Annotated in this window: 23 protein-coding genes and 1 pseudogene; 15 read left to right on the top strand and 9 right to left on the bottom strand. The window is 62.0% G+C overall.

The genetic code is table 11. The features are described from left to right. Position 1: 1 nt before the first annotated feature. The 4 genes from ACFXS9_RS25230 to groL all read right to left on the bottom strand — a co-directional run bounded on the left by ACFXS9_RS25230 (position 2) and on the right by groL (position 3,024). The gene (locus tag ACFXS9_RS25230) at positions 2 to 307 is read right to left on the bottom strand and encodes a c-type cytochrome (RefSeq protein WP_392693199.1); all 306 of its coding nucleotides are present in this window, start codon (positions 305 to 307) and stop codon (positions 2 to 4) included. 84 nt (positions 308 to 391) lie between these two features. Beyond that, the gene (gene soxZ, locus ACFXS9_RS25225; RefSeq protein WP_392693196.1) at positions 392 to 718 is read right to left on the bottom strand and encodes a thiosulfate oxidation carrier complex protein SoxZ; all 327 of its coding nucleotides are present in this window, start codon (positions 716 to 718) and stop codon (positions 392 to 394) included. 21 nt (positions 719 to 739) lie between these two features. After that, positions 740 to 1,207, bottom strand: coding sequence for a thiosulfate oxidation carrier protein SoxY (locus ACFXS9_RS25220; protein WP_392693193.1), 468 nt, complete (start codon positions 1,205 to 1,207; stop codon positions 740 to 742). Positions 1,208 to 1,380: 173 nt separating this feature from the next. Beyond that, complete coding sequence (gene groL, locus ACFXS9_RS25215) at positions 1,381 to 3,024, bottom strand: chaperonin GroEL (protein ID WP_392693191.1); 1,644 nt, start codon at positions 3,022 to 3,024, stop codon at positions 1,381 to 1,383. A gap of 217 nt (positions 3,025 to 3,241) precedes the next feature. On the opposite strand from groL, the gene ACFXS9_RS25210 reads away from it, so the two are divergent. Then, a complete protein-coding gene (locus ACFXS9_RS25210; RefSeq protein ID WP_392693188.1) occupies positions 3,242 to 4,186 on the top strand; it encodes a LysR substrate-binding domain-containing protein in 945 nt (314 codons plus the stop codon). A gap of 138 nt (positions 4,187 to 4,324) precedes the next feature. Here ACFXS9_RS25210 and ACFXS9_RS25205 read toward each other — a convergent pair. Beyond that, positions 4,325 to 4,576: pseudogene (locus tag ACFXS9_RS25205) on the bottom strand (helix-turn-helix domain-containing protein); the annotation flags it as partial. Positions 4,577 to 4,887: 311 nt separating this feature from the next. On the opposite strand from ACFXS9_RS25205, the gene ACFXS9_RS25200 reads away from it, so the two are divergent. The 3 genes from ACFXS9_RS25200 to ACFXS9_RS25190 all read left to right on the top strand — a co-directional run bounded on the left by ACFXS9_RS25200 (position 4,888) and on the right by ACFXS9_RS25190 (position 6,703). Then, positions 4,888 to 5,046: a hypothetical protein gene (locus ACFXS9_RS25200; RefSeq protein ID WP_392693185.1), complete on the top strand. Its 159-nt coding sequence runs from the start codon at positions 4,888 to 4,890 to the stop codon at positions 5,044 to 5,046. A gap of 287 nt (positions 5,047 to 5,333) precedes the next feature. Further along, positions 5,334 to 6,188, top strand: a complete 855-nt coding sequence (locus tag ACFXS9_RS25195) for a Rieske (2Fe-2S) protein (protein WP_392693183.1) — start codon at positions 5,334 to 5,336, stop codon at positions 6,186 to 6,188. Continuing rightward, entirely contained in the window at positions 6,167 to 6,703 is a 537-nt protein-coding gene (locus tag ACFXS9_RS25190) for a hypothetical protein (protein ID WP_392693181.1), read from the top strand. Before ACFXS9_RS25195 ends, ACFXS9_RS25190 begins: the two co-directional genes overlap by 22 nt. 158 nt (positions 6,704 to 6,861) lie before the next feature. On the opposite strand, the gene ACFXS9_RS25185 is transcribed toward ACFXS9_RS25190, so the two are convergent. The 3 genes from ACFXS9_RS25185 to ACFXS9_RS25175 all read right to left on the bottom strand — a co-directional run bounded on the left by ACFXS9_RS25185 (position 6,862) and on the right by ACFXS9_RS25175 (position 8,160). Next, positions 6,862 to 7,347 (bottom strand): adenosine-specific kinase, encoded by a 486-nt coding sequence (locus tag ACFXS9_RS25185; protein WP_392693179.1) that lies wholly within the window; start codon positions 7,345 to 7,347, stop codon positions 6,862 to 6,864. Positions 7,348 to 7,369: 22 nt separating this feature from the next. Then, positions 7,370 to 7,510 (bottom strand): hypothetical protein, encoded by a 141-nt coding sequence (locus ACFXS9_RS25180; RefSeq protein ID WP_392693177.1) that lies wholly within the window; start codon positions 7,508 to 7,510, stop codon positions 7,370 to 7,372. A 443-nt stretch (positions 7,511 to 7,953) separates the two neighbouring features. After that, entirely contained in the window at positions 7,954 to 8,160 is a 207-nt protein-coding gene (locus ACFXS9_RS25175) for a DUF2905 domain-containing protein (protein WP_392693174.1), read from the bottom strand. Positions 8,161 to 8,314: 154 nt separating this feature from the next. Here ACFXS9_RS25175 and ACFXS9_RS25170 point away from each other — a divergent pair, with 154 nt between their 5' ends. Together ACFXS9_RS25170 and ACFXS9_RS25165 are read left to right on the top strand one after the other, a co-directional pair. Further along, a complete protein-coding gene (locus ACFXS9_RS25170; RefSeq protein ID WP_392693172.1) occupies positions 8,315 to 9,043 on the top strand; it encodes an S-adenosyl-l-methionine hydroxide adenosyltransferase family protein in 729 nt (242 codons plus the stop codon). 934 nt (positions 9,044 to 9,977) lie between these two features. Further along, positions 9,978 to 10,196: a gamma-glutamyltransferase gene (locus ACFXS9_RS25165; protein ID WP_392693169.1), complete on the top strand. Its 219-nt coding sequence runs from the start codon at positions 9,978 to 9,980 to the stop codon at positions 10,194 to 10,196. A 33-nt stretch (positions 10,197 to 10,229) separates the two neighbouring features. Here ACFXS9_RS25165 and ACFXS9_RS25160 read toward each other — a convergent pair whose 3' ends face one another. Continuing rightward, entirely contained in the window at positions 10,230 to 10,841 is a 612-nt protein-coding gene (locus ACFXS9_RS25160; protein ID WP_392693166.1) for a TetR/AcrR family transcriptional regulator, read from the bottom strand. A 308-nt stretch (positions 10,842 to 11,149) separates the two neighbouring features. Between ACFXS9_RS25160 and ACFXS9_RS25155 the strand changes: the two genes are divergently transcribed. From ACFXS9_RS25155 to ACFXS9_RS25115, 9 genes are all read left to right on the top strand, one after another. Continuing rightward, a complete protein-coding gene (locus ACFXS9_RS25155; protein ID WP_392693164.1) occupies positions 11,150 to 13,237 on the top strand; it encodes a TonB-dependent receptor in 2,088 nt (695 codons plus the stop codon). A 19-nt stretch (positions 13,238 to 13,256) separates the two neighbouring features. Further along, positions 13,257 to 13,679: a hypothetical protein gene (locus ACFXS9_RS25150; RefSeq protein WP_392693161.1), complete on the top strand. Its 423-nt coding sequence runs from the start codon at positions 13,257 to 13,259 to the stop codon at positions 13,677 to 13,679. Next, positions 13,660 to 13,935 carry a hypothetical protein gene (locus tag ACFXS9_RS25145; protein ID WP_392693158.1) on the top strand — a complete coding sequence of 92 codons (276 nt, stop codon included), beginning with the start codon at positions 13,660 to 13,662 and terminating at the stop codon, positions 13,933 to 13,935. Before ACFXS9_RS25150 ends, ACFXS9_RS25145 begins: the two co-directional genes overlap by 20 nt. 217 nt (positions 13,936 to 14,152) lie before the next feature. Next, entirely contained in the window at positions 14,153 to 14,461 is a 309-nt protein-coding gene (locus tag ACFXS9_RS25140; protein WP_392693156.1) for a hypothetical protein, read from the top strand. Between the two features lie 436 nt (positions 14,462 to 14,897). Next, positions 14,898 to 15,995, top strand: coding sequence for a tonB-system energizer ExbB (gene exbB / locus ACFXS9_RS25135; RefSeq protein ID WP_392693153.1), 1,098 nt, complete (start codon positions 14,898 to 14,900; stop codon positions 15,993 to 15,995). Between the two features lie 6 nt (positions 15,996 to 16,001). Next, the gene (exbD, locus tag ACFXS9_RS25130) at positions 16,002 to 16,499 is read left to right on the top strand and encodes a TonB system transport protein ExbD (protein ID WP_392693151.1); all 498 of its coding nucleotides are present in this window, start codon (positions 16,002 to 16,004) and stop codon (positions 16,497 to 16,499) included. After that, positions 16,496 to 17,374, top strand: coding sequence for a TonB family protein (locus ACFXS9_RS25125; protein WP_392693148.1), 879 nt, complete (start codon positions 16,496 to 16,498; stop codon positions 17,372 to 17,374). The genes exbD and ACFXS9_RS25125 overlap by 4 nt, the downstream gene beginning before the upstream one ends. 300 nt (positions 17,375 to 17,674) lie before the next feature. After that, entirely contained in the window at positions 17,675 to 18,187 is a 513-nt protein-coding gene (locus ACFXS9_RS25120; RefSeq protein WP_392693146.1) for a sigma-70 family RNA polymerase sigma factor, read from the top strand. Positions 18,188 to 18,293: 106 nt separating this feature from the next. After that, positions 18,294 to 19,325 carry a FecR family protein gene (locus tag ACFXS9_RS25115; protein WP_392693145.1) on the top strand — a complete coding sequence of 344 codons (1,032 nt, stop codon included), beginning with the start codon at positions 18,294 to 18,296 and terminating at the stop codon, positions 19,323 to 19,325. Positions 19,326 to 19,357: the final 32 nt, after the last annotated feature.

The raw sequence follows: 19,357 nt of genomic DNA, 5'->3' as shown, positions 1-19,357 counted from the left end.
CCTACTTGTTCAGGGCTGCGAGATAACGCGCCACAGTTGCGATTTCTTCCTCACTGAGCGACAGGGCAATGGCGCGCATGATATGGCTCGGGCGCTCACGCGATCTGTACGCAAGCATCGCGCGGGTGAGCATCTCCGGACTCATGCCGAGGATTGTCGGAATTCCACCATTGCCGCCATCCAGACGATGGCAGGACGCGCACATCGCGGCGAGTTGGGCTCCACCATCGCGATCCGCTGCCTGGCTGCGATCGGCCAGAATGATGAACGAACCTGCAGCAATCGAAGCGGCGATGATTTTGCGCATGCTGAGACCGGCTCCATCCCGGTATTTGCGATCGCCGATCCCTTTGCTCATGGCGCGAAGGGGCATAGCAACATGACCACGACATTAGGCGACAGTGAGCTGGTGCTCCAACACATAGACGCCGCCGCCATCCTCTTCCCAAACGAACTCGAGTCGGCCGCTCTCCGTCGCGCGCAAGTAGAATTCGATAAAAGGATTCGCCGCCATGGCTTCGTGGAGATCGACGCTGAACACCACGACGCCATTGTGGCGACAGATAAACTTATTGATAATCTTGCGCGGGATGGCGTTGCCGCGGTCATCGTGCCGCAGCCCGGTCTCCATCGGATGGCTGATCAGGGTTTTGACCGGAAACACTTCACCGTTCGCGGCGGTGCTTGGCACTTGCACACGGGGTGTCGGAGCGAACATTCCGCACCTCCTTCCGGGATGTCATTTGCATCCGTTGGTGGCGACCTCGACCCAGGTCTCGGTCATCAGCAACGTGCCGTCGTTCATCTCCGCCACCGCCAGAACATATTGCGGTTCGGCAAGGCGAACGCGCGTCGACACGCGGGGCTCGCTGCGTTGCGGGACGAAGTGGAACGTGACGACCTCCACAAGCGGGTTTCGTGGCGCCAGTACAGAAACGTGCCTGACGTGATCGGATTCGGTCATTGGACTATCGATCGTGAGCGTGAGCGGCACCGTATAGCCGTTCGGAAAGATCTGCGGCATCGCCAGATGCAGACGATCCGACGCGGTCGGGGTTTTTCCGGTCAGTCGCTTAACGAGATCCACCGCGTCATCGCTCGGCGGCTGCGTCGAGGCGAGAGCGGCGCTCGCAAATCCGGCGCTCCCCGCAACGGCGGCGGCCAAGACGGTTCGGCGCGTAACGCCAAGTGGCTTTGTCTTCTCCAACGCGAGATCCTCGCTATCGACAGGCGGAACTCTCCAAGCGGGCGCTCGATATTTCTGACGTTAAAATCTTACCATGGGTGCTCTCACAAGACGACTCCTCCTCGCGGGGGAGGGGAGGCGCCTGCGACCGTAGGCGCGGCCGAGGGGGGCCCGCGTGCGCGATCGCGATCGGCTCAGAATTCCATGTCTCTGCGATGGTGGTCGTGGTCATGGCCCGGCAAAGGTGGCGGCGGCGGCGTCGGCAGTTCGGCAACCATGGCCTCAGTGGTGATGAGTAGGCTGGCGACCGAGACCGCGTCCTGCAGCGCGGTGCGCACCACCTTGGTTGGATCGATGATGCCCCTGGAGACCAGGTCGCCGTACTCGCAGGTCTGGGCATCATAACCCCAGTTGTACTGTTCCTTCTCCAGGATCTTGCCGATCACCACCGAGGCGTCGTCGCCGGCGTTTAGTGCTATCTGGCGCGCTGGCCAACCGATTGCCTTCTTGACGATGTCAACGCCATGCTTCTGGTCCTCGTTGGCTGGCTTTACCCGGTCGAGCACCTTGGCGGCGCGCAGCAGCGCCACGCCGCCGCCCGGCAAAATGCCTTCCTCGACCGCGGCGCGCGTCGCATGCATCGCGTCGTCGACGCGATCCTTGCGCTCCCTCGCGTCGATCTCGGTCGCCCCGCCGACATGGATCACCGCCACGCCGCCGGCGAGCTTGGCGAGCCGCTCCTCTAGCTTCTCGCGGTCATAGTCGGAGGTGGTCTCCGCGATATGCTTCTTGATATGGTTGATGCGGGCCTCGATGTCCTCCTTCTTGCCGGCACCGCCGACGATCGTGGTGCTTTCCTTGTCGATCATTACCGTTCTGGCGCGGCCGAGCATGTCGAGCGTGGCGTTCTCAAGCTTCATGCCGAGATCTTCCAAGATGGCGGTACCGCCGGTAAGGATGGCGACGTCTTGCAGCATCGCCTTGCGGCGGTCGCCAAAGCCAGGCGCTTTCACCGCCGCGACCTTGAGGCTGCCGCGCAGCTTGTTGACCACGAGGGTGGCGAGTGCTTCGCCTTCGACCTCTTCGGCGATAACAAGCAGCGGCTTGTCCGTCTGCGCCAGGGCTTCCAGCAGTGGCAGCAGTTCACGCAGGTCCGAGAGCTTCTTCTCATACACAAGGACGTAAGGGTTCTCCATCTCCACCCGCATCTTGTCGGAATTGGTGACGAAGTAGGGCGAGACATAGCCGCGATCGAACTGCATGCCCTCGATCACGTCGAGCTCGGTTCCGAGCGACTTCGCCTCATCGACCGTAATCACGCCCTCGTTGCCGACCTTCTTCACGGCCTCGGCGAGCAACCTGCCGATTTCGGCATCGCCATTGGCGGAGATGGTGCCGACCTGCGCGATCTCGTCGTTGGAAGTGATCTTCTTCGAGTTCCTCTTGAGATCCTCGACGACAGCCTCGGCCGCAAGGTCGATGCCGCGCTTCAGGTCCATCGGATTCATGCCGGCGGCGACTGCCTTGGTGCCTTCGCGAACGAGGGAAGCCGCAAGCACGATTGCAGTGGTTGTGCCGTCACCGGCGACATAGGAGGTCTTGTTCGCGACCTCGCGCACGAGCCGCGCCCCCATGTTCTCGAATTTGTTCCCGAGTTCGATATCTCCGGCGACGGTCACACCGTCCTTGGTAATGCGGGGTGCGCCAAACGACTTTTCCATTACGACGTTGCGGCCCTTGGGCCCGAGCGTCACCTGCACCGCGTTGGCGAGAATGTCGACACCGCGCAGCATGCTTTCACGCGCCCTGCCGGAAAATGCGATTTGCTTGCCTACCATGGATGGTTCCCGATTTGATCAGGCGACCTCGCGGGCGCCGCGGGCGTAAGTCCCAACTTGCGGCCCTCCCTTTGGTTGTCCGCACAACGCGTGCACGTGCGGCGCGCTTGAGCTGGCGACTTCAACCCGCGCGATTTCAAGCCGTCCAATGTTTTAAGCTAGCGGCCAAAAAGCCAATCAAATTGCTTTGCCGCGGCATTAAGAATATCTTATCGAGGTGATCACGACCCGGCAGCTATGTTATCTTGATGCGCTTGCCCGTCATCAGCATTTCGGACGAGCCGCGGCGGAGTGTTGTGTCAGCCAGCCCGCTCTTTCAATGCAGATCCACGAACTGGAAGGGGTTCTCGGCACAGAGTTGATCGAGCGGCGCCCGGGCGCGCCGATGTTCACCGAACTTGGCATCGAGATCGCGCAACGCGCCGGAGTGATCCTTGGTGCAGTGCGCGACCTGACAGACCTGGCTCAACACAGAGCCAAGGTGCTGAGCGGAACGTTGCGCCTTGGCGTCATCCCGACGCTGGCGCCGTATATATTGCCGCGGTTGCTGCCGCAACTGGAACTCGGGTATCCCGATCTGCGCCTTGATTTGGTGGAAGCACAGACCAAGGTGCTGCTCGCGGATCTCGAGCGTGGCGCTCTCGAAGTATTGTTGTTGGCGTTGCCGCTCAAGGCGGCCGCGGTTGAAGTTTTCCATCTCATGAGAGACCGCTTCCTCTTTGCTGTACCCGCCGACGACCCTCTTCCGGAAACGGCGCGCGTGACGCCCGGCGAGGTGAAGAAGCGTAAGCTCATTCTGCTGGAAGAAGGCCATTGTCTGCGGGATCAGGCGCTCGACTATTGTGCCAAGGGGCGTTGGACTGTGGCCTCGAGTCTGAGTGCAACGAGCCTTGCAACGGTCATGCAGATGGTGGCGAGCGGATATGGCGCCACGCTAGTTCCAGAAGTCGCGGCCGATGCCGAGTTGCGCGACGACCGAGTGAAGCTCCTGCGTTTTGTCGAACCGCAACCCGGCCGCAGTATCGGGCTGGCGTGGCGCCGGACGTCTCCACGCAAGGTCGATTTCCTGGCGCTCGGTCAGATGGTGAAGGACGCGCTGAACGCGCCCGCCCGGCCGCAATGTACCCGCCACGAGCGCACCGGTCTGCGGAGGGAAATCTAGTGGTGCTAATCACGTGAATCCAAATATCGTCGCATAAGGTCTGCTGAGCTTTGCGGCAGAAGCGCTTAACTGAAGCCAAGATTTGGTCCATTTGAAGGGCTTTGGATTTTCGTTATGCAGGTCGATGAAAGCGCGAATTTCCGCCGCCATCGAACGGATCGACCAGTGCGTCGCGTCGACAGGCGTGGTGCGCAACGTCCGTTCGATCACGGCGGCAATCTGATCGTCGTCGAAAGTTCGAGGTCGGCCCGGGCGAGCCTCGTCAAGCAGACCATCGCCGCGATCCTTCAAGAAGCGGCGACGCCACTTGCCTACTGTGTGCTCGTGGAGGCCTAGCTCAGCAGCGACGGACTTGCTGGGCAAGCCGTTCGCCCCCTTCAATGCGAACCGACGCAGGCGTGCCGCCCTTTCGGAAGACCAGTCCGTGCTCACACTAACCGGCCCCAAGATGATCGCATGGCCCGACAGGTCCGGAGGCGTGCGCGGCGAACTGGGCCCAACGCGCCGCACTGCAGCATTTTGCTCTCGCAAACCGACCGTCCCGGCCTCGCGCCTTTTGACGGTCAGGGCTATCCTTTCTTTCTGATCGTGCTTACGGCGAACCGCATGAAGCTTGGCCCGGCGGCTCCGGGGTGCAAGAAATGAGCCGCACAGCTTTCGTTGGTGATCAAATGACGCATGGCGGCCAAAAGGGTTTCGGCATGACCAAGCACGGCCGATCGGGGCACGCGACCCGATCGCCGCGTTTCCGCTTCCTGCAGAAGCTCGAAGCGCAGAAGAATGATCGCAAGGACCGCTCTCGGATCAAGGATCCGAAACGGTCCGTCGAAGAGCTATTCCATCCCCGGAAGCCGACATGAACCTGCCTATCCTTGGATGAGCTCCGGGGTAGGCACATTCGGAAATTCGGCGCTTGTGCTCAGTACGCAAACGGAGCTGAGGGACTGACAGGAATACGGCGTTCATCCCATTATTCGGCGGGCGCATCAATGAGCGAGCTGTACCTCAGTTCCGTACCGCTTGATGATCCAGTGCAGTTCCTTTCGCGCAGCCCCTAAACCACGGCATCCTCGCGCCTTTGCGCGAAGGGATGCCTATGTTGCGGAGTACCTGCAGCGGCCCCAAAGCGACAATGGGAGGTATGCTCATGGACGCGCCGAGCAAGGAATTTGCGCTGGCGGGCAGCCTTGAGGGGCGGCTCGTTGTGCACGGTGGCCATCGTCCGATCCTCGTCGTCTACGACCGCGGGCGCGTCTTCGCCCTCGACAATCGGTGCCCGCACATGGGCTTTCCGCTCGAGCGCGGCAGCGTCGAGGACGGGATCTTGACCTGTCATTGGCACCACGCGCGCTTCGATCTCGAAAGCGGCTGCACCTTCGACCTGTGGGCGGACGACGTGCCGATCTGCCCGGTCGAGGTACGCAATGGTGACGTCTGGGTGAAGACCACGTTCACGCATGCCGATCTCGCCGCGCATTGGCATCAGCGGCTTGCGAACGGCCTCGCCCACAATCTTGGCCTCGTCATTGCCAAGGCCATACATGGTCAGCTCGCGGCCGGCGTACCGCAGACCGAAATCGTGCGGGAGGTGGCGCTGTTCGGGGCGCAAAATCGCGACGGCTGGGGCGTCGGTCTTACGATCCTTACGGCACTCGCCAATATCCTGCCTTTGCTGCCGGAGGAGGAAGCCTACCTCGCTCCATTCCACGGCGCGCGCCGCGTGGCGGCGGACTGCGACGGCGAGGCGCCGCGGCGGGAACGCGCGCCGCTTGGAAGCCGGCCGGATCCGGCCGCGCTCAAACGTTGGCTGCGGCGCTGGACAAACGTGCGCCATCGCGAGGCAGCGGAGCGCACCCTGCTCACGGCGATTGCGGCCGGCACCTCCCCGGCTGAACTCGCTGATGCGCTGTTCGCCGCCGGGACCGAGCGGGCTTTCGCCGACACCGGGCACTCGCTCGACTTCATCAACAAGGCGTTCGAGTGCCTCGACCTGGTCGGCTGACGCGGATCGGGACTGCCAACATCGACACTCACGTCACAGCCGTTCGCGGCCTGTTGCATGGGGCGATGGCGCTTTACCTTGCTCGCTTTCTCAATGTGCCGCCGGCACACATCCCGGGCGACGGCGGCGAGCAGCTCGATGATCTGCCCGCGGATCCAGAGACGATCGGCGCCGCCTTGCTCGATGCCTTCGACCGGCAGAGACATGTCGATCTCGCCGCAAGCCTGGTGGCACGGCATCTCACGCTCGGCCATTCGCCGCAGGCGTTGATCGCTACGCTCGCGCATGCGGTGCTGCGAGAGGATGCAGGCTTCCATGCGTATCAGATGCTGGAGGCGGGAGTCCGGCAGTTCGCCGCGTGGGGCGACACGGACGAGGGCCGACACATCCTGATCGCGGTCGCCCGCTATCTGGCGGCCCATTCACCGACAGAACGCGCCTCACTGCAAACTGCCGACATCGCCCGCCGCTTAATGCGGGACGGCGAGCTGCATCAAGAGGCTGGATCGTCCTGAGGTTCACGCGCTGAGGGCGCATTAAGGGCGATCTGAAAGCAGACCTGACGCGCTGCGATCTTCGCCGCGATCCTGGCGCGCGCTTCTTGGCGTTCGATGCGTGGCAGCGTCAGCTGCAGGTGGTGGTGCATCCTGTCGGCTTCGGCTTCATCCAGCCACTACAGCTTGTAGCCGATCTGGCGCAGTAGGTCTTTCCGCCACGCAATGTCGGCGTCGGTTTCGACACCCAGCGGCGAGGCGCCATCCACCACGCCGAGCACGCCGCGGCCCAGCTCCGTTTGTGCGACGATCACCTGTGTCGGGTTGGCCGTCGCGCAATAGATGCGGCAGACCTCCGGCACCGCGCGCACCGCAGCCAGCACGTTGACGGGAAAGAACCCGTCGCCCAGAAAGATCAGGAAAGTGTGACCGGCGCCGATGGCCAATGCGTTGTCGCGTGCGAGGGCGAGGGCGGGTTCGTCATTCCCCGACCAGCGCACCAGCCGCTTACCAGAGGCCTCGCAGAAGGCCAGCCCGAAGCGGATGCCCGGAACCGCGCCCACCAGCGCCTCGTGGAGGTCTTCCACGGTCTTGATGAAATGCGACTGGCCGAAGATGAAGTTGGCGGCGTCCGGCTTGACGATGGGCACCACGGTGAGTTCCATGGCTGCGCTCCTGCAGGGTGAGCTACGCATTCCATGGTAGGCCGCCGGAAGGTGATTGCAAGCCGCCACAGGCGGCCGATTTCGCTGCCACCCACGCTTCGGCTTCCTCGTGGGTCTCGAACGCCTGGACCACTTCGCCGGCCGCGTTGATGGCGAGGAACATCACGGCGGCCCGCGGGGAGCAGCCATGGTCGCGGCAGCAAGTCTGCGAGCTTTCATTACCGGGAATGATGAGCGATAATCACCAGCGCGATGGAAGCGGTGCACGGAGATGGTGAGGGCCGATGCCTGAGCGTACATGCAGTCGAGAGAGCGAGATCGATGCCACAAGAGCAAGCGCCCGTTTGCCCGGCCTCGACATCGACATCATTCACCGGCAATCGCCGAATGGTGATTGGGAGCAGATATCAATCAACCTGCGGGCAACGCCATCCTTCGAAGCGCTCGGGTCCTCGTTCGAGGCAGCTAACCCTTTCACGTTTTGGGTGCAGGCCACACGATTTATGTGGATGCCGTGGCTGCTCACGGCGCAGACTATGCTGCTGCCGGCAAGCCGGCCGCGAACACTCCCGAGCGCCGTCCACCCAGAGCAAGAGGCGCCGACGGCTAACGGTTAGCGAGCCAAAGGATCAGGGAAAGCATCACGCTGACCAGCAGCGATGTTGCGAGCGGGATATAAACGCGGAAGTTGTCGCGCTCGATGACAATGTCGCCGGGCAACCGGCCCAAGCCGATCTTGTTGATCACTGGCGATAGCAGCCCAAGCGCAACGAGCGACAAGCCGAAGATGATGAGCAGACGCGAGATCGACATTGCGCTGAGCCTACGATCACAGTGGGCGAGCCGATTGAGGGAGAGCAAGCGGGATTTGGCGTGCTGCTGTGACCGCGGTCCGTCGCACGGCTCGGATGGGTCAGTATAGCGTTTTCGAGCGAAGTGGACACACGCACCTGGGCAAGCTGACACGATGATTGTGCTGTTCACGGATTTTGGGTTGCACGGCCCATATACGGGTCAGATGAAGGCGGTGCTGCACCAGATGACGCCGGGCATACCTGTTATCGACCTCTTCGCCGATGCGCCAGTCGGCAATCCCAAGGCATCGGCGTATCTGTTGGCCGCCTATGCTGCATGGTTTCCGGTGAGAACCGTCTTTCTCTGCGTTGTCGATCCCGGCGTCGGCGGGACGCGGCCGTCCATTTTTCTTGAGGCCGACGGCCGCTGGTTTATCGGCCCCGGCAACGGCTTGTTTGAGCTGATCCAGCGCCGTGCCCGAGAGACGCGCAGCTGGGACATCGACTGGAAGCCGAAGCGTCTCTCGGCCAGCTTTCACGGGCGTGACCTCTTCGCCCCGGTGGCAGCCATGCTGGCGCGCGGTGATCCGCCCCCCGGCCAGCCACGTCACGATGGCGCAGATCGCCGGGCGGACTGGCCGGACGACCTCTGCGAGATCGTCTACGTCGATCACTACGGCAATGCCATGACCGGGCTGAGGGCGGTGATGCTGCCGCCCGGCGCAAGGCTGACCGCGGCAGGTCGGGTTCTGGACCGCGCGAGGACCTTCAGTGATCTGCCGCCAGGCGCGGCTTTCTGGTATGAGAACTCCAATGGGCTTGCCGAAATTGCCGTCAATCAAGGGCGGGCGGACCGCGATCTCGGTCTTGCCATCGGCAGTCCGGTCGAGATTGTCGCATGACGAGTTCGTCGCATGAACAAAGGCTTGCCGCCTTAACCCGAAGGCAACATTCGACCAAGCAGCGCCCTCATCCTCATCAGCCGAAGCCGCCGGAGCGCCGCGACAAGCCGCAGGCTAGCGTTAACAGGCGCCTTGCGGAGCAGACCCGCAAGATCCTGCGCAAACACTACATGAGCAAATACCGGGTGCAGTGAAATCGCGAAGACTGAACTTTGAAGCAAGCCTCCGATGCGTGCTTGCATGGAGCGTCTATTCGCTGTCGACACGCGCGCAGCCCAGTTGCATCAGGTTTTTCGGGACTGATCCTCCCTGCGAGGCTGCTTCTTGATTTGGAAACAACTGCCAAGCTATTGAAATTGCTAGAGGGAGTTTTTGGCATTTCTTCCAAATGCGCCTTGAAATCGTTGAATAATCAAGCTGATTTTGATTCCGCCATTCGGAGGCTCGATCAAGGCGGACATAGTTTGCGGAAATCAATGTCTTGCGGTCGGCTTAAGTCGTTCGTCGGAAACCAGCAACTTTCCCAAACCCAGCCGATTGGTCGGCGTAGATCAAGGCCGATACGAAAACAGGGCTTCGAAAATAGCGGCTCTCCCGATGCAGCGGCCCATTGAGAACGAACCCCCGAGGCCTCGGACGAGTTCGATCCACCAAAAATGACGCGCTTTCGCAGTTGGATTTTTCGCTGCAAGCCATTGATATGTAATGCACGGATTTTGGTTCGGTTGGAAAAATTCTCTTGAGAAATCAAGGCCGACAGCGTGTCTCTTAATCAGCGGGTCCCAGGTTCGAGCCCTGGTGCGCCCACCATCGCGAAAACCTTTTTCTTCAATAGGTTACGGGAACGGTCGCCGAGAACAGAACGGGTCTCGTGCGAGGTTTTTGTGGAGAACGATCACACAATCCGATCCTGGCGTCATGTACGGAGGCGAACTTGGTCGCCTCGTGCTCGGGTGGTGTGCATACCATTCAGATTCTCAATATCCTGGAAGCCTATGATATCGGAGCATCCGGCTTCGGCACGCCGCAGACGCTGCATCTGGTGCTCGAGGCGCTGAAGATCGCCGCCGCCGATCGCCGCGCGGCCACTGCCGACCCCGCATTTGTCAATGTTCCGATCCGGCGGCATGCTCTCCTTCGCCTGGGAGCGTGAGTTGCCCGGGCTGGAGTTAGCAATCATGTTCGATCAGAGTGATCGCGGCGGCCGAGCCGCTGATGCCGCCGGCGTTTCGATCAATCGCATAATGTGACGGATAAATTGCTCATCATCGGGCATTTCTCCGCCGCCGATCTCGATGGCATCCTGCATTTCGATCCGGCTATGCAGCCAGAATTGCACCAGGCTTCCGGCGACGCACAGCACCAAGCCGGTCGGCATGTCGGCTCGCAACAGCCCGGCTTGCTGCGCCTGCTTGATGAGCGGAACGGCTCGCTCGTTCAAGCTGCGCGAACGCGACTTGCGTTCCTCTGTCGGCCCGTCGAGCAAGCGCCACAGATTGATGCGGAACGCGTCCGGGTGCTCGCGCCAGTATCGCAGGTAGGTCCGGATGGCCGTCGGTATCGATTCCGCATTTAGCGTTTCTTGCGCGACGACATTGGCGACATTAGCGAGGAATTCAGCGGAGGCTTGCTCTCCGACCGCGTTCCAGAGTCCATCCTTGCCCTGGAAATGATGGTGGAGCAGCCCTTGGGAGACGCCTGCCCGCTGAGCGATGTCGCGCATCTTGGTGCCGTGAAACCCGCTCTTCGCAAATTCCGTCCGCGCCGCCTGAAGGATGGCGTCGCGTCCGGCTTGCATTTGGTTGACTGACCGCGAGGGCTTCATCCGTCACCTCTAAGCATTCTAAATCGTTTAAGAATTTCGACTTGACAGGTCAACCGGTCAATGTTGACTGCTCAACCGGTCAGGAAATGGGGCTTGCGGTGGGAAATGTAGCGAGAGGAAAACGGGAGCGGAGCGACCGCGGGCATTGGACGCGCCGGACCGCCGCGCTTGGCGCAACGGTAGCGTTCGCTGGCGGCTTCGCGTCCGACGCGGCATTGGCCCAGCAGGCGACAGAGCTTCCGCCCGTTACGGTCGTGCCGCCGAAGCCGAAGAAGCGAGTCGTGCCCCGGGCCGTGGCTCGACCGGCGACCCAGCTTCAGGAAATTACGGTTACAGCCCGCAAGCGACCCGAGGTCGAAAAAGATGTACCCATCAGTCTGACGACGGTTGAGGGGACGCAGCTCGAGGACCTTTCCAAGACCCGCTCAAACGCCGACCTCGCGCGCTCGGTGCCGAACTTCAATTTCGTCGATCTCGGAGGGCAGTCCTCAAATCTCGCCAACATCCGTGGTGTCGGATCGTTCTCGCCGGTATCTCCGGACGATACCTCCGTCGTCTTCTATGTCGATGAGGCGCCGCAGTCGGTGTATGGCATCGCGCCGAGTCTGCTTGATACCGAGCGGGTCGAGGTGCTGCGCGGGCCGCAAGGAACGCTGTTCGGCCGTAACGCGCAAGGCGGCGCAGTGAACATCGTCTCACGCCTGCCGACGTTTGATCGCTCCTTCTCGCTGGCCGGTGAATGGGGGACCAAAGGCTACGGCCTGGGCGAGTTGATTGCGAACTCTCCGCTGATCCCGGATCTCCTCGCGGGACGCGTGGCGATGCGTTACTCGAACTTCGGCGGCGACGTCCCGAACATCCTGCTCGGCGGCAATGATGCCGCTACAAAAATCGGCGCATTCCGCGGCTCGCTTCTCTACACGCCGACCGATCGCACCACGGTGACCTTCAGCGGATCCTACAACAAAGACGACGACACCGTGCCGCGCTGGCTGCTTCGCGGCGCGGCCGATTTTCCCGTGAGCGCCGTCAATCCGCGCAATGACGTGGATCGCGAGAACCAGAACTACAATCTGAAGGTCAAGCACGACTTCGGGCCGGTCGTCTTCGATTCCGTCTCGAACTTTCAGCGCACCACCTCGTTTCAAGTCACTGACCTCACTGACTCCCTCGTGTTCTCGAAGCTCACCGGCTTGCCGCCTGCCTTCTTCAGCGTGCCGGGTGCGGATATCGCGAACATCGGCATCGGTGAGAATACCTGGATGCAGGAGCTTCGGCTCTCCGCGCCGAAGGAGAGCACGATTGGCTGGACCACGGGCTTGAATCTTTTTCGCACCGAAGTTGGGCTCGACGGCAATGCCCGTTCGGTCACGCCGGCTTTTGCGACGGCGACAGGAATCCGCAACAACGACTTCACGACCAATAGCTACGCGGCCTTTGGCGAGGCGACGGTGCCGCTCGTCGGGGCGCTCAAAGGCACGCTGGGGCTTCGCGCGACGCATGAGGAGAAAACGGCCTCCTACCGTTACCGCGGCGTTGGCACGCCCGGCACCGTCGCCAGCTATGCCCAGGATCTGGGCCTGAAGGATGACTTCCTCACCGGGCGCACGGGCTTGAGCTACGACTGGGCACGGGATTTCATGACCTATGCCACGGTCGCACGCGGCTATGTTACGGGAGGTTTTCCGGCCAATTCCATCAACAATCCGCTCGGCAAGCCCGAGGCCCCATTCGCTGCTTCCACAAGCTGGACCTATGAAACCGGCTTCAAGTCCGAACTGTTCGGCCATCGCGTCAAACTGACCGGTGCGCTGTTCTTCAATGACGTCAAGAACGGACATCTGTTCGTCTTCAATGTACCGACGGCCTCGTTCACCGTCGCAACGCTCGACTATCAATCCTCGGGCGGCGAACTCGAAGGTACCGTTCGTTTCATGCCCGGCTTTGAGGTGTTCGGAGGCGTTGGCATTACCCGCGCCGAACTCGTGAACGTTCCGCTCGGCGGCGCGACCGGCGCGAAAAACGGTGGCCGCGTTCCGAACGTGGCGCCCGTGACCGCCAATGTCGGCTTCCAGTATCAGGTTTCGGCCGCGCCCCTCGGACTCAAGGGGGACTTCTTCGTTCGCGGCAACTACCAGTTCGTCGGTACTCGCGCGGCAGATGTCGCCAACAGTTTCGACCTCCCATCGTACGGCGTCGTCAACGGCAAGTTCGGTTGGAAAGGGCAGAACTTCGACACGTATATCTTCGCGAACAATCTGCTCGACGAGCGGTATGAGGCCTTCGGGCAAAGTTTTGGACCCACGACGCAATCCGTGCGCGTCGGGCAGGGCCGCATCGTGGGCTTAGGGGCAACCGCGAAGTTCTAGCGTTGAGAAGGTACCGCCTATGAGAACAGAGGATTTCAAGCTGCACGACGTTTCGCGGTTTCCAGTCGTGGTGCTACACGGTCGCGGATTGCCGCCAGGTTACGGGCCGACCTGGGCGAACGAGCTCGATGCATTGCTTGGTCAGGAGCGCTCCTTCGTCATGATCTTTCCTGACTCGGTAGAGGAAGAAGCGCACGAGGATCAAAAGCTTCGCACGGTCTTCCTCAAAGCCAACAAGGCGCGGCTTGCCGCCAAATGCCAGGGCATCTTCAGTATCGAGCCGAACGAGGCAAAGCGTCTTCTCAAGCGTGCCCAGGGCGCAGTGATTGCCGCGGCGTTCGGAATACGCTTCCGCGTCGTGGCCACGGTAGAGGAAGCGGAACGGCTGGCGAGCCTGGCCCTGGCAGGAACGGCCTTGCCCGATGCCTCCGAACCCGAATAGCGAGACGCGCGCCTATCTGCGCATCGGCAAAAGACGCCTTCGCATCCCCAAGCGCCGCGGTGTGCGGATCGCTCTTGGTGTTGCCCTCATGATCAGGGGCGTGCTCCCGCCGGTCGGATTCATTCTGTTGCCGCCGGCGCTGACGCTGTTCTCGATCGACATTCCGCGCGTCCGCCGCTGGCGCCGGCGCATGATCGTGCGGCTCGGACGCCGGCGGCGAAGCGCCGTCCGTCCAGCAAAACAGAATCTGACTTAGAAGTTGTCTAAGCGATTGGCATGTAACGGCAAGACGCCCGTGCTTCCAGATTTCGAATGTTTCAAATTGCTATAGGCGCGCGACGGCTTGATGGCGGCCATATCAGGGCGTAACGGTCGTCGGTGTTGATGGGCCGATTGCGCGGAGCTCTTCTCTGAGCGCGTCGGGATTGCCGCGGCCGCCTGTCATGACGCGACCAAAGAAGAGGAGGCGAGCAGTGACCCGGTCAGACCCTGACAACGAATCTGTAGGCGCAGAGATGCATCGGTCCATCATGACCGCTTTCTGCGATGTTCTTCGTACCAGTCGGCTTCCGCCCATGACGGTGATGAACCTCGCCGCGTCCGCCCTCGGAGCAATCTACAAGGAAGTCGCCGATCAGCATGGCACCGATGGCGGTTGTCCCTGCGGCTGGAAGCCAAATCCGCGTACCGATATCGCGGTTCTGCAGGCGACATTGGCCGCGTCAATAGAAGCCATCCCGTCTGCTGATCTGCGTATCATGCAGGCTGTCGGACGTGCATAAGCCTTGATGCACGCGAGCCCCGCCGATCTCGTGCACATCGGTGGGGTTCGACGTCTACGTAGAGCCGACGGCCCGCTCGGGAAGTCCCTTTCATGTTCGCCGGCCGCACGACCAATACTGCGGCGATTCCGCCACCGGAATAATCCATCTCGGCGTGGTCGCTCGTCTTCTCAATTTTGAGCGCTTCTAAATTTCGCTGGTGCGAAGCATAAGTGTACGCAGCGCCTAGAATTGACGCAGGCGTGCCGTAGTCAGATGGCGGCTGCGCGAAAATAGTACCCCGACCGCTGGGAAAAACATCATCCTTAAACGTCTTACGTTCGAGGAGCCGAAAGGCTGCGGCTGGCGTGACGATAATATTGATACAGGCCCTGGCGGTGAGGGCGCTTGCGCGCCTCATGACGTGCGCGGTTGAACGAGAATGAAAGATTGAACGATGATGGGCGAGATGACGAAACTGGCCGAAGCGCTGCGGACAGGGTGCAGATTTGGGCGGATGGCGTTGACGGCGCTTGTCGTGTCGGCCGGTGTCGCCGGCCCAGTAGCAGCCCAGCAGGTGGAGCCGTCGACCCAGGCGCAACCCGCATCACCGCTGCCGTCGTCTCCGGCATCTTCCGCGACCGCTGCGGAGCGACCGGCGACATCGCCATCATCAGCGACATCTGTCGGCGCTGACGCCGCGGTATCGGCGGCGCCGCTGCCACAGGCGTCGCGGGCAATGGCGGAACCCCCGGCCGCTGCGCCAGTCTCATCGAATGCGCCGGCTGCCGCCCAGACGGTTGGCCCCGCGACGCTTCCGCACGATCTGTCGCCGTGGAGCATGTTCATGCAGGCGGACATGGTCGTGAAGGCGGTGATGGTCGGCCTTGCCTTTGCGTCACTATTGACCTGGACGGTGTGGTTGGCCAAGGGCGTCGAACTCACAGGCGCCAAACGCAACGCCCGTAGTGCGACGCGCAAGCTGAGTGGCGCCGAAAGCCTCGCAGACGCATCACGGGAGATCAATGCCGGATGGACGAAGAATGGCCGCGTCGCCGATCTGGTCAATGCTGCGCTTCAGGAGTTGAAGCGCTCGACCGACCTGTCCGCTGAGGGAGTTAAGGAGCGTCTCGCGATCGCGCTGTCCCGCATCGAGGCAAAAGCGAGCCGAGACATGGCGCGGGGCACCGGACTTCTCGCGACGATTGGCGCGACGGCGCCGTTCGTCGGTCTGTTCGGCACGGTGTGGGGCATCATGAATTCGTTCATCGGCATCTCGCAATCGAAAACGACGAACCTCGCCGTCGTTGCGCCCGGAATCGCCGAAGCATTGCTCGCGACCGCCATCGGCCTTGTCGCGGCCATTCCAGCGGTGATCATCTATAACGTATTTGCCCGCGCCATAGCCGGCTACCGCGCATTGCTGTCGGACGCTTCGGGCGAAGTCCTACAGCACATGTCGCGCGACCTGGAGCGGCAGGAGAAGGGCATTGCACCCGCAAAGATCATCCATGCCGTTCCGAAGATGAGCGCTATCGCATCGGCGGCGGAGTGAGCGATCATGGCAGTCTCGCTCAGGGACCCGCAGGACGGCGACCTTGCCGAACTCTCGGAGATCAACGTCACGCCCTTTATCGACGTTATGCTTGTCCTTCTCATCATCTTCATGGTGGCCGCTCCCTTGTCGACTGTCGATGTGGCGGTGGATCTGCCGGTCTCCAGCGCGCCGCCACAGGCCAGGCCAGACAAGCCGATCTTTCTCAGCGTCAAACCGGATCTCACCCTGGCGCTCGGCAACGAGGATGTGCCGCGTGGAGCGTTGCAGGCGACGCTCGACAGGCAGACGGGCAACGATCGCCAGCAGCGGATATTCCTGCGCGCCGACGGCGTGATCGCCTATCGCGATCTGATGGGCGTGATGAATTTGCTGCGCAATGCGGGCTATCTCAAGATCGCGCTGGTCGGGCTGGAAGATACCGGGCAGGGCTTCGCGAGCGGCGGACAGTTGTCCGGCGCGTTGCCTCCTGCGCAACAGGCCGCGCCGGCGCAGCGGCCATGAGATTCGGCTGGTGTGATCCCGACGCTCGGCCGGACAGCGTCGCGTTGCATTCCGTGCTGCGATGGACGCTGGCAGGGGCCACAGTCTTAGGGCTGCATGCAGGCGGAATATGGCTGGCGCTCAACCGGGAAGAAGCCTCGGCTGCGGGTGAACCGCCAGCCGCTGTGATGATGGAGTTGGCGCCACTGGCCGTCGCGCCCGAAGCGCCGCCGGATCGACTGCCACCCGATGAACGGATGACCGAAGCGCAGCCATCTCCCATGGAGGAAAAGAGCGACAAGCCTGCTGAACTGCCGGAGGAGAAGCCCGAGCCGGTCGTCGTGGAGGTCAAGAAGCCAGTTGAGGACGTCCCGCTGGCGCCAACACCGCCGCCGGAAATTGAGGCGCCGAAGCTGCCGGAAGTGGCAAACGCGGAAGCCACCTTGACGCCGCCACCGCCGCAGCCGAAGGCCGCCAGGAAGCCACCGCCGAAAAAGATGGCCGAGCGCAAGAAACCGGACGACCGTAAGATAGATCGCACTACGGCGCCGCTGGCGACGTCAAATCCGCGGGCGGATCAGGCGGCCGCGCCGTCGTCGAGTTTGGCCTTCAATCCTTCGACGTCACCCGCCACATGGCGGAGCAGCGTCAACGCTCACCTCATTCGTCATAAAGGTGGAAGCCCGGGCGGGCCGTTGGGCACGGCCGTGGTAGCTTTCGTCATCAACCGCTCGGGCGGCGTATTGAGTTCGCGTCTCGTCCGGAGCTCCGGAAATCCGGTGCTGGACGCGAAGGCCGTTTCGACGCCCCGCAGCGCCAGTCCCGTGCCAGCACCCCCGCCGGATGTCGCAGACAGTGCCCTCACGCTCACCGTTCTCATCCAGTACGACCCGTGAAGTGGGACGATGAACGTGGGCGCGCACCCAATTCGACGAGCCAGTCTGCTGCTTGGAGCCTATCTAAACATCCGTAGTTGTGAAACGCCTGAGGCACCATTAGAGAGAAAGCGGGTTGGGGCCTCGCGATAGCTGCCTGTGGAGCATTCCAGGCTTTGACGTCCGGGCAGGGATGAGAGGGACCAGCACCTAGTGTGACGACCGTGCATGCGACGAACATCGCAGGTGGGGGTGTGATTTGCGCGATCTTTTGGCAATCCCGCGATCGGCCTGCGCCAATCGTCCGGTGGAGCGCTTGACGTGAAGAGGAGCGATACCCGCAGCGTAATTTTTCTCGCTCATCGTTCAGCTCTGATCGATTATGCGACACCTATTCTTGGTTCGCGCGAGACGGCCGAGGACATCGTGCAGGAAGCGTTCCTCAAATTCGTGCCGCCCCGGCCGGCAGCCGACGTGCCCGAGCAGCCCGCAGCCTATCTCTACCGCATCGTCCGCAATCTCTCCCTCGATCTCCTGCGGCGCAAAAAGCTCGAAAGCCGGGATCCACTCGACGAGACGTTCTATTGGGCGATGCCGCGCCCCGAGTCCTCGCCGGAACAGAGCGCCTTGTTGCGCGACGACATCCGCCAGATCGCAGCGATGCTCGCTGAAATGCCGACGGAAACCAGGATTGCCGTCGAAATGCACCGTTTTGGAGGGCATAAGCTTCAGGACATTGCGGCGCATCTCGGTCTCTCCGTCGCAACGGTGCACCGGATGATCCATACGGCTCTGGTGGATATCGCGAAGCGGACCGGTCGCGATCATACGTGACATAATTCTCCCGGCGTGAAAAAGAGCTCCGACCTATTCGTCTATTCAGAGCAGGCGAGACATGATCGCATGCTCTGGGGATGAGGTTCCGGGACGAGGACACGTGATGTCGCTGAATAAGAATGGGGGCAAGCCCGAAGCCCTGCTGGACGAAGCGGCGGATTGGCTGCTGCGTCTTCGGGAAGCGGCGGACGACTCGCGCGTGCAGGACGACTTCAACGCCTGGCTTTCACGCTCCAGCGAGCACCGAGCTGCGTGGCACCGGGTTCGGGAAAGCTGGCATCTGCTGGGCGAGGGGAAGCCAGTGTACGAGCACGTCTGGCGGCCACGGTCACCACAGACGTTGTCAACTGATGTCGGCAAGGGGCCCCGAGTCCGGTCTCGAAATCATTCGCGCGTCACGGGGCGGCGATGGCGGTGGGTGGCGGCCATTTCGGCCACCGGTCTCGCCGCGTGTCTGCTTGTCATTGCCGTCCCTTCGCTTTTGTTGCGGCTGGAGGCAGACTATCTTACCACGACTGCACAGAGCCGGCTGGTGACGCTCGAAGATGGTACGACCGTTCTTCTCGCTGCTGACAGTGCCATCAAGACAGACTTTTCGGCAAACCGACGTCAAGTCCGTTTGCTCGCGGGCGAGGCATTCTTTGATGTGATCCGCAATCCGGGGCGGCCGTTCGTCGTCGATGCCAGCGGTGTGAAGGTCGAGGTGACGGGCACGGCCTTCGATGTCCGTCTCTCATCATCGGCGACGCAAGTGGAGCTCGCACGGGGCGCTGTCGGTGTCTCCTCCAATGCGGCCCAACGCACGCCCCCCGCCGTGCTGGCCCCGGGACAGATGCTCGTCATCGATCGTAGATCGGGTGCGATGACAAGGAGCGACATCGCACCGGAGGATATTGGCGCATGGCGCGAGGGCAGGCTGTTCGTCAACGATGCAACCATCGGTGCCGTCGTCGAACAGATACAGCGCTATCACGCTGCCTGGATCGCAATTCCCGATATCACGCTGGCGCAGCAGACGGTCACCGGCCTGTATGACCTGCGCGACCCCGACCGGGCGTTGCGCGCGTTGGTGCAGCCGCATGGTGGCAAGGTTCACCAAGTCTCTCGCTTCGCGCGCATCGTTTCACGACTTTAAGCCGAATCTAAACTGCGAAGCCGTTTCTCGCG

This window comes from Bradyrhizobium sp. RDI18, assembly GCF_043203335.1.
Taxonomy (GTDB): domain Bacteria; phylum Pseudomonadota; class Alphaproteobacteria; order Rhizobiales; family Xanthobacteraceae; genus Bradyrhizobium; species Bradyrhizobium retamae.
This window is presented reverse-complemented; position numbering and strand designations above follow the sequence as displayed.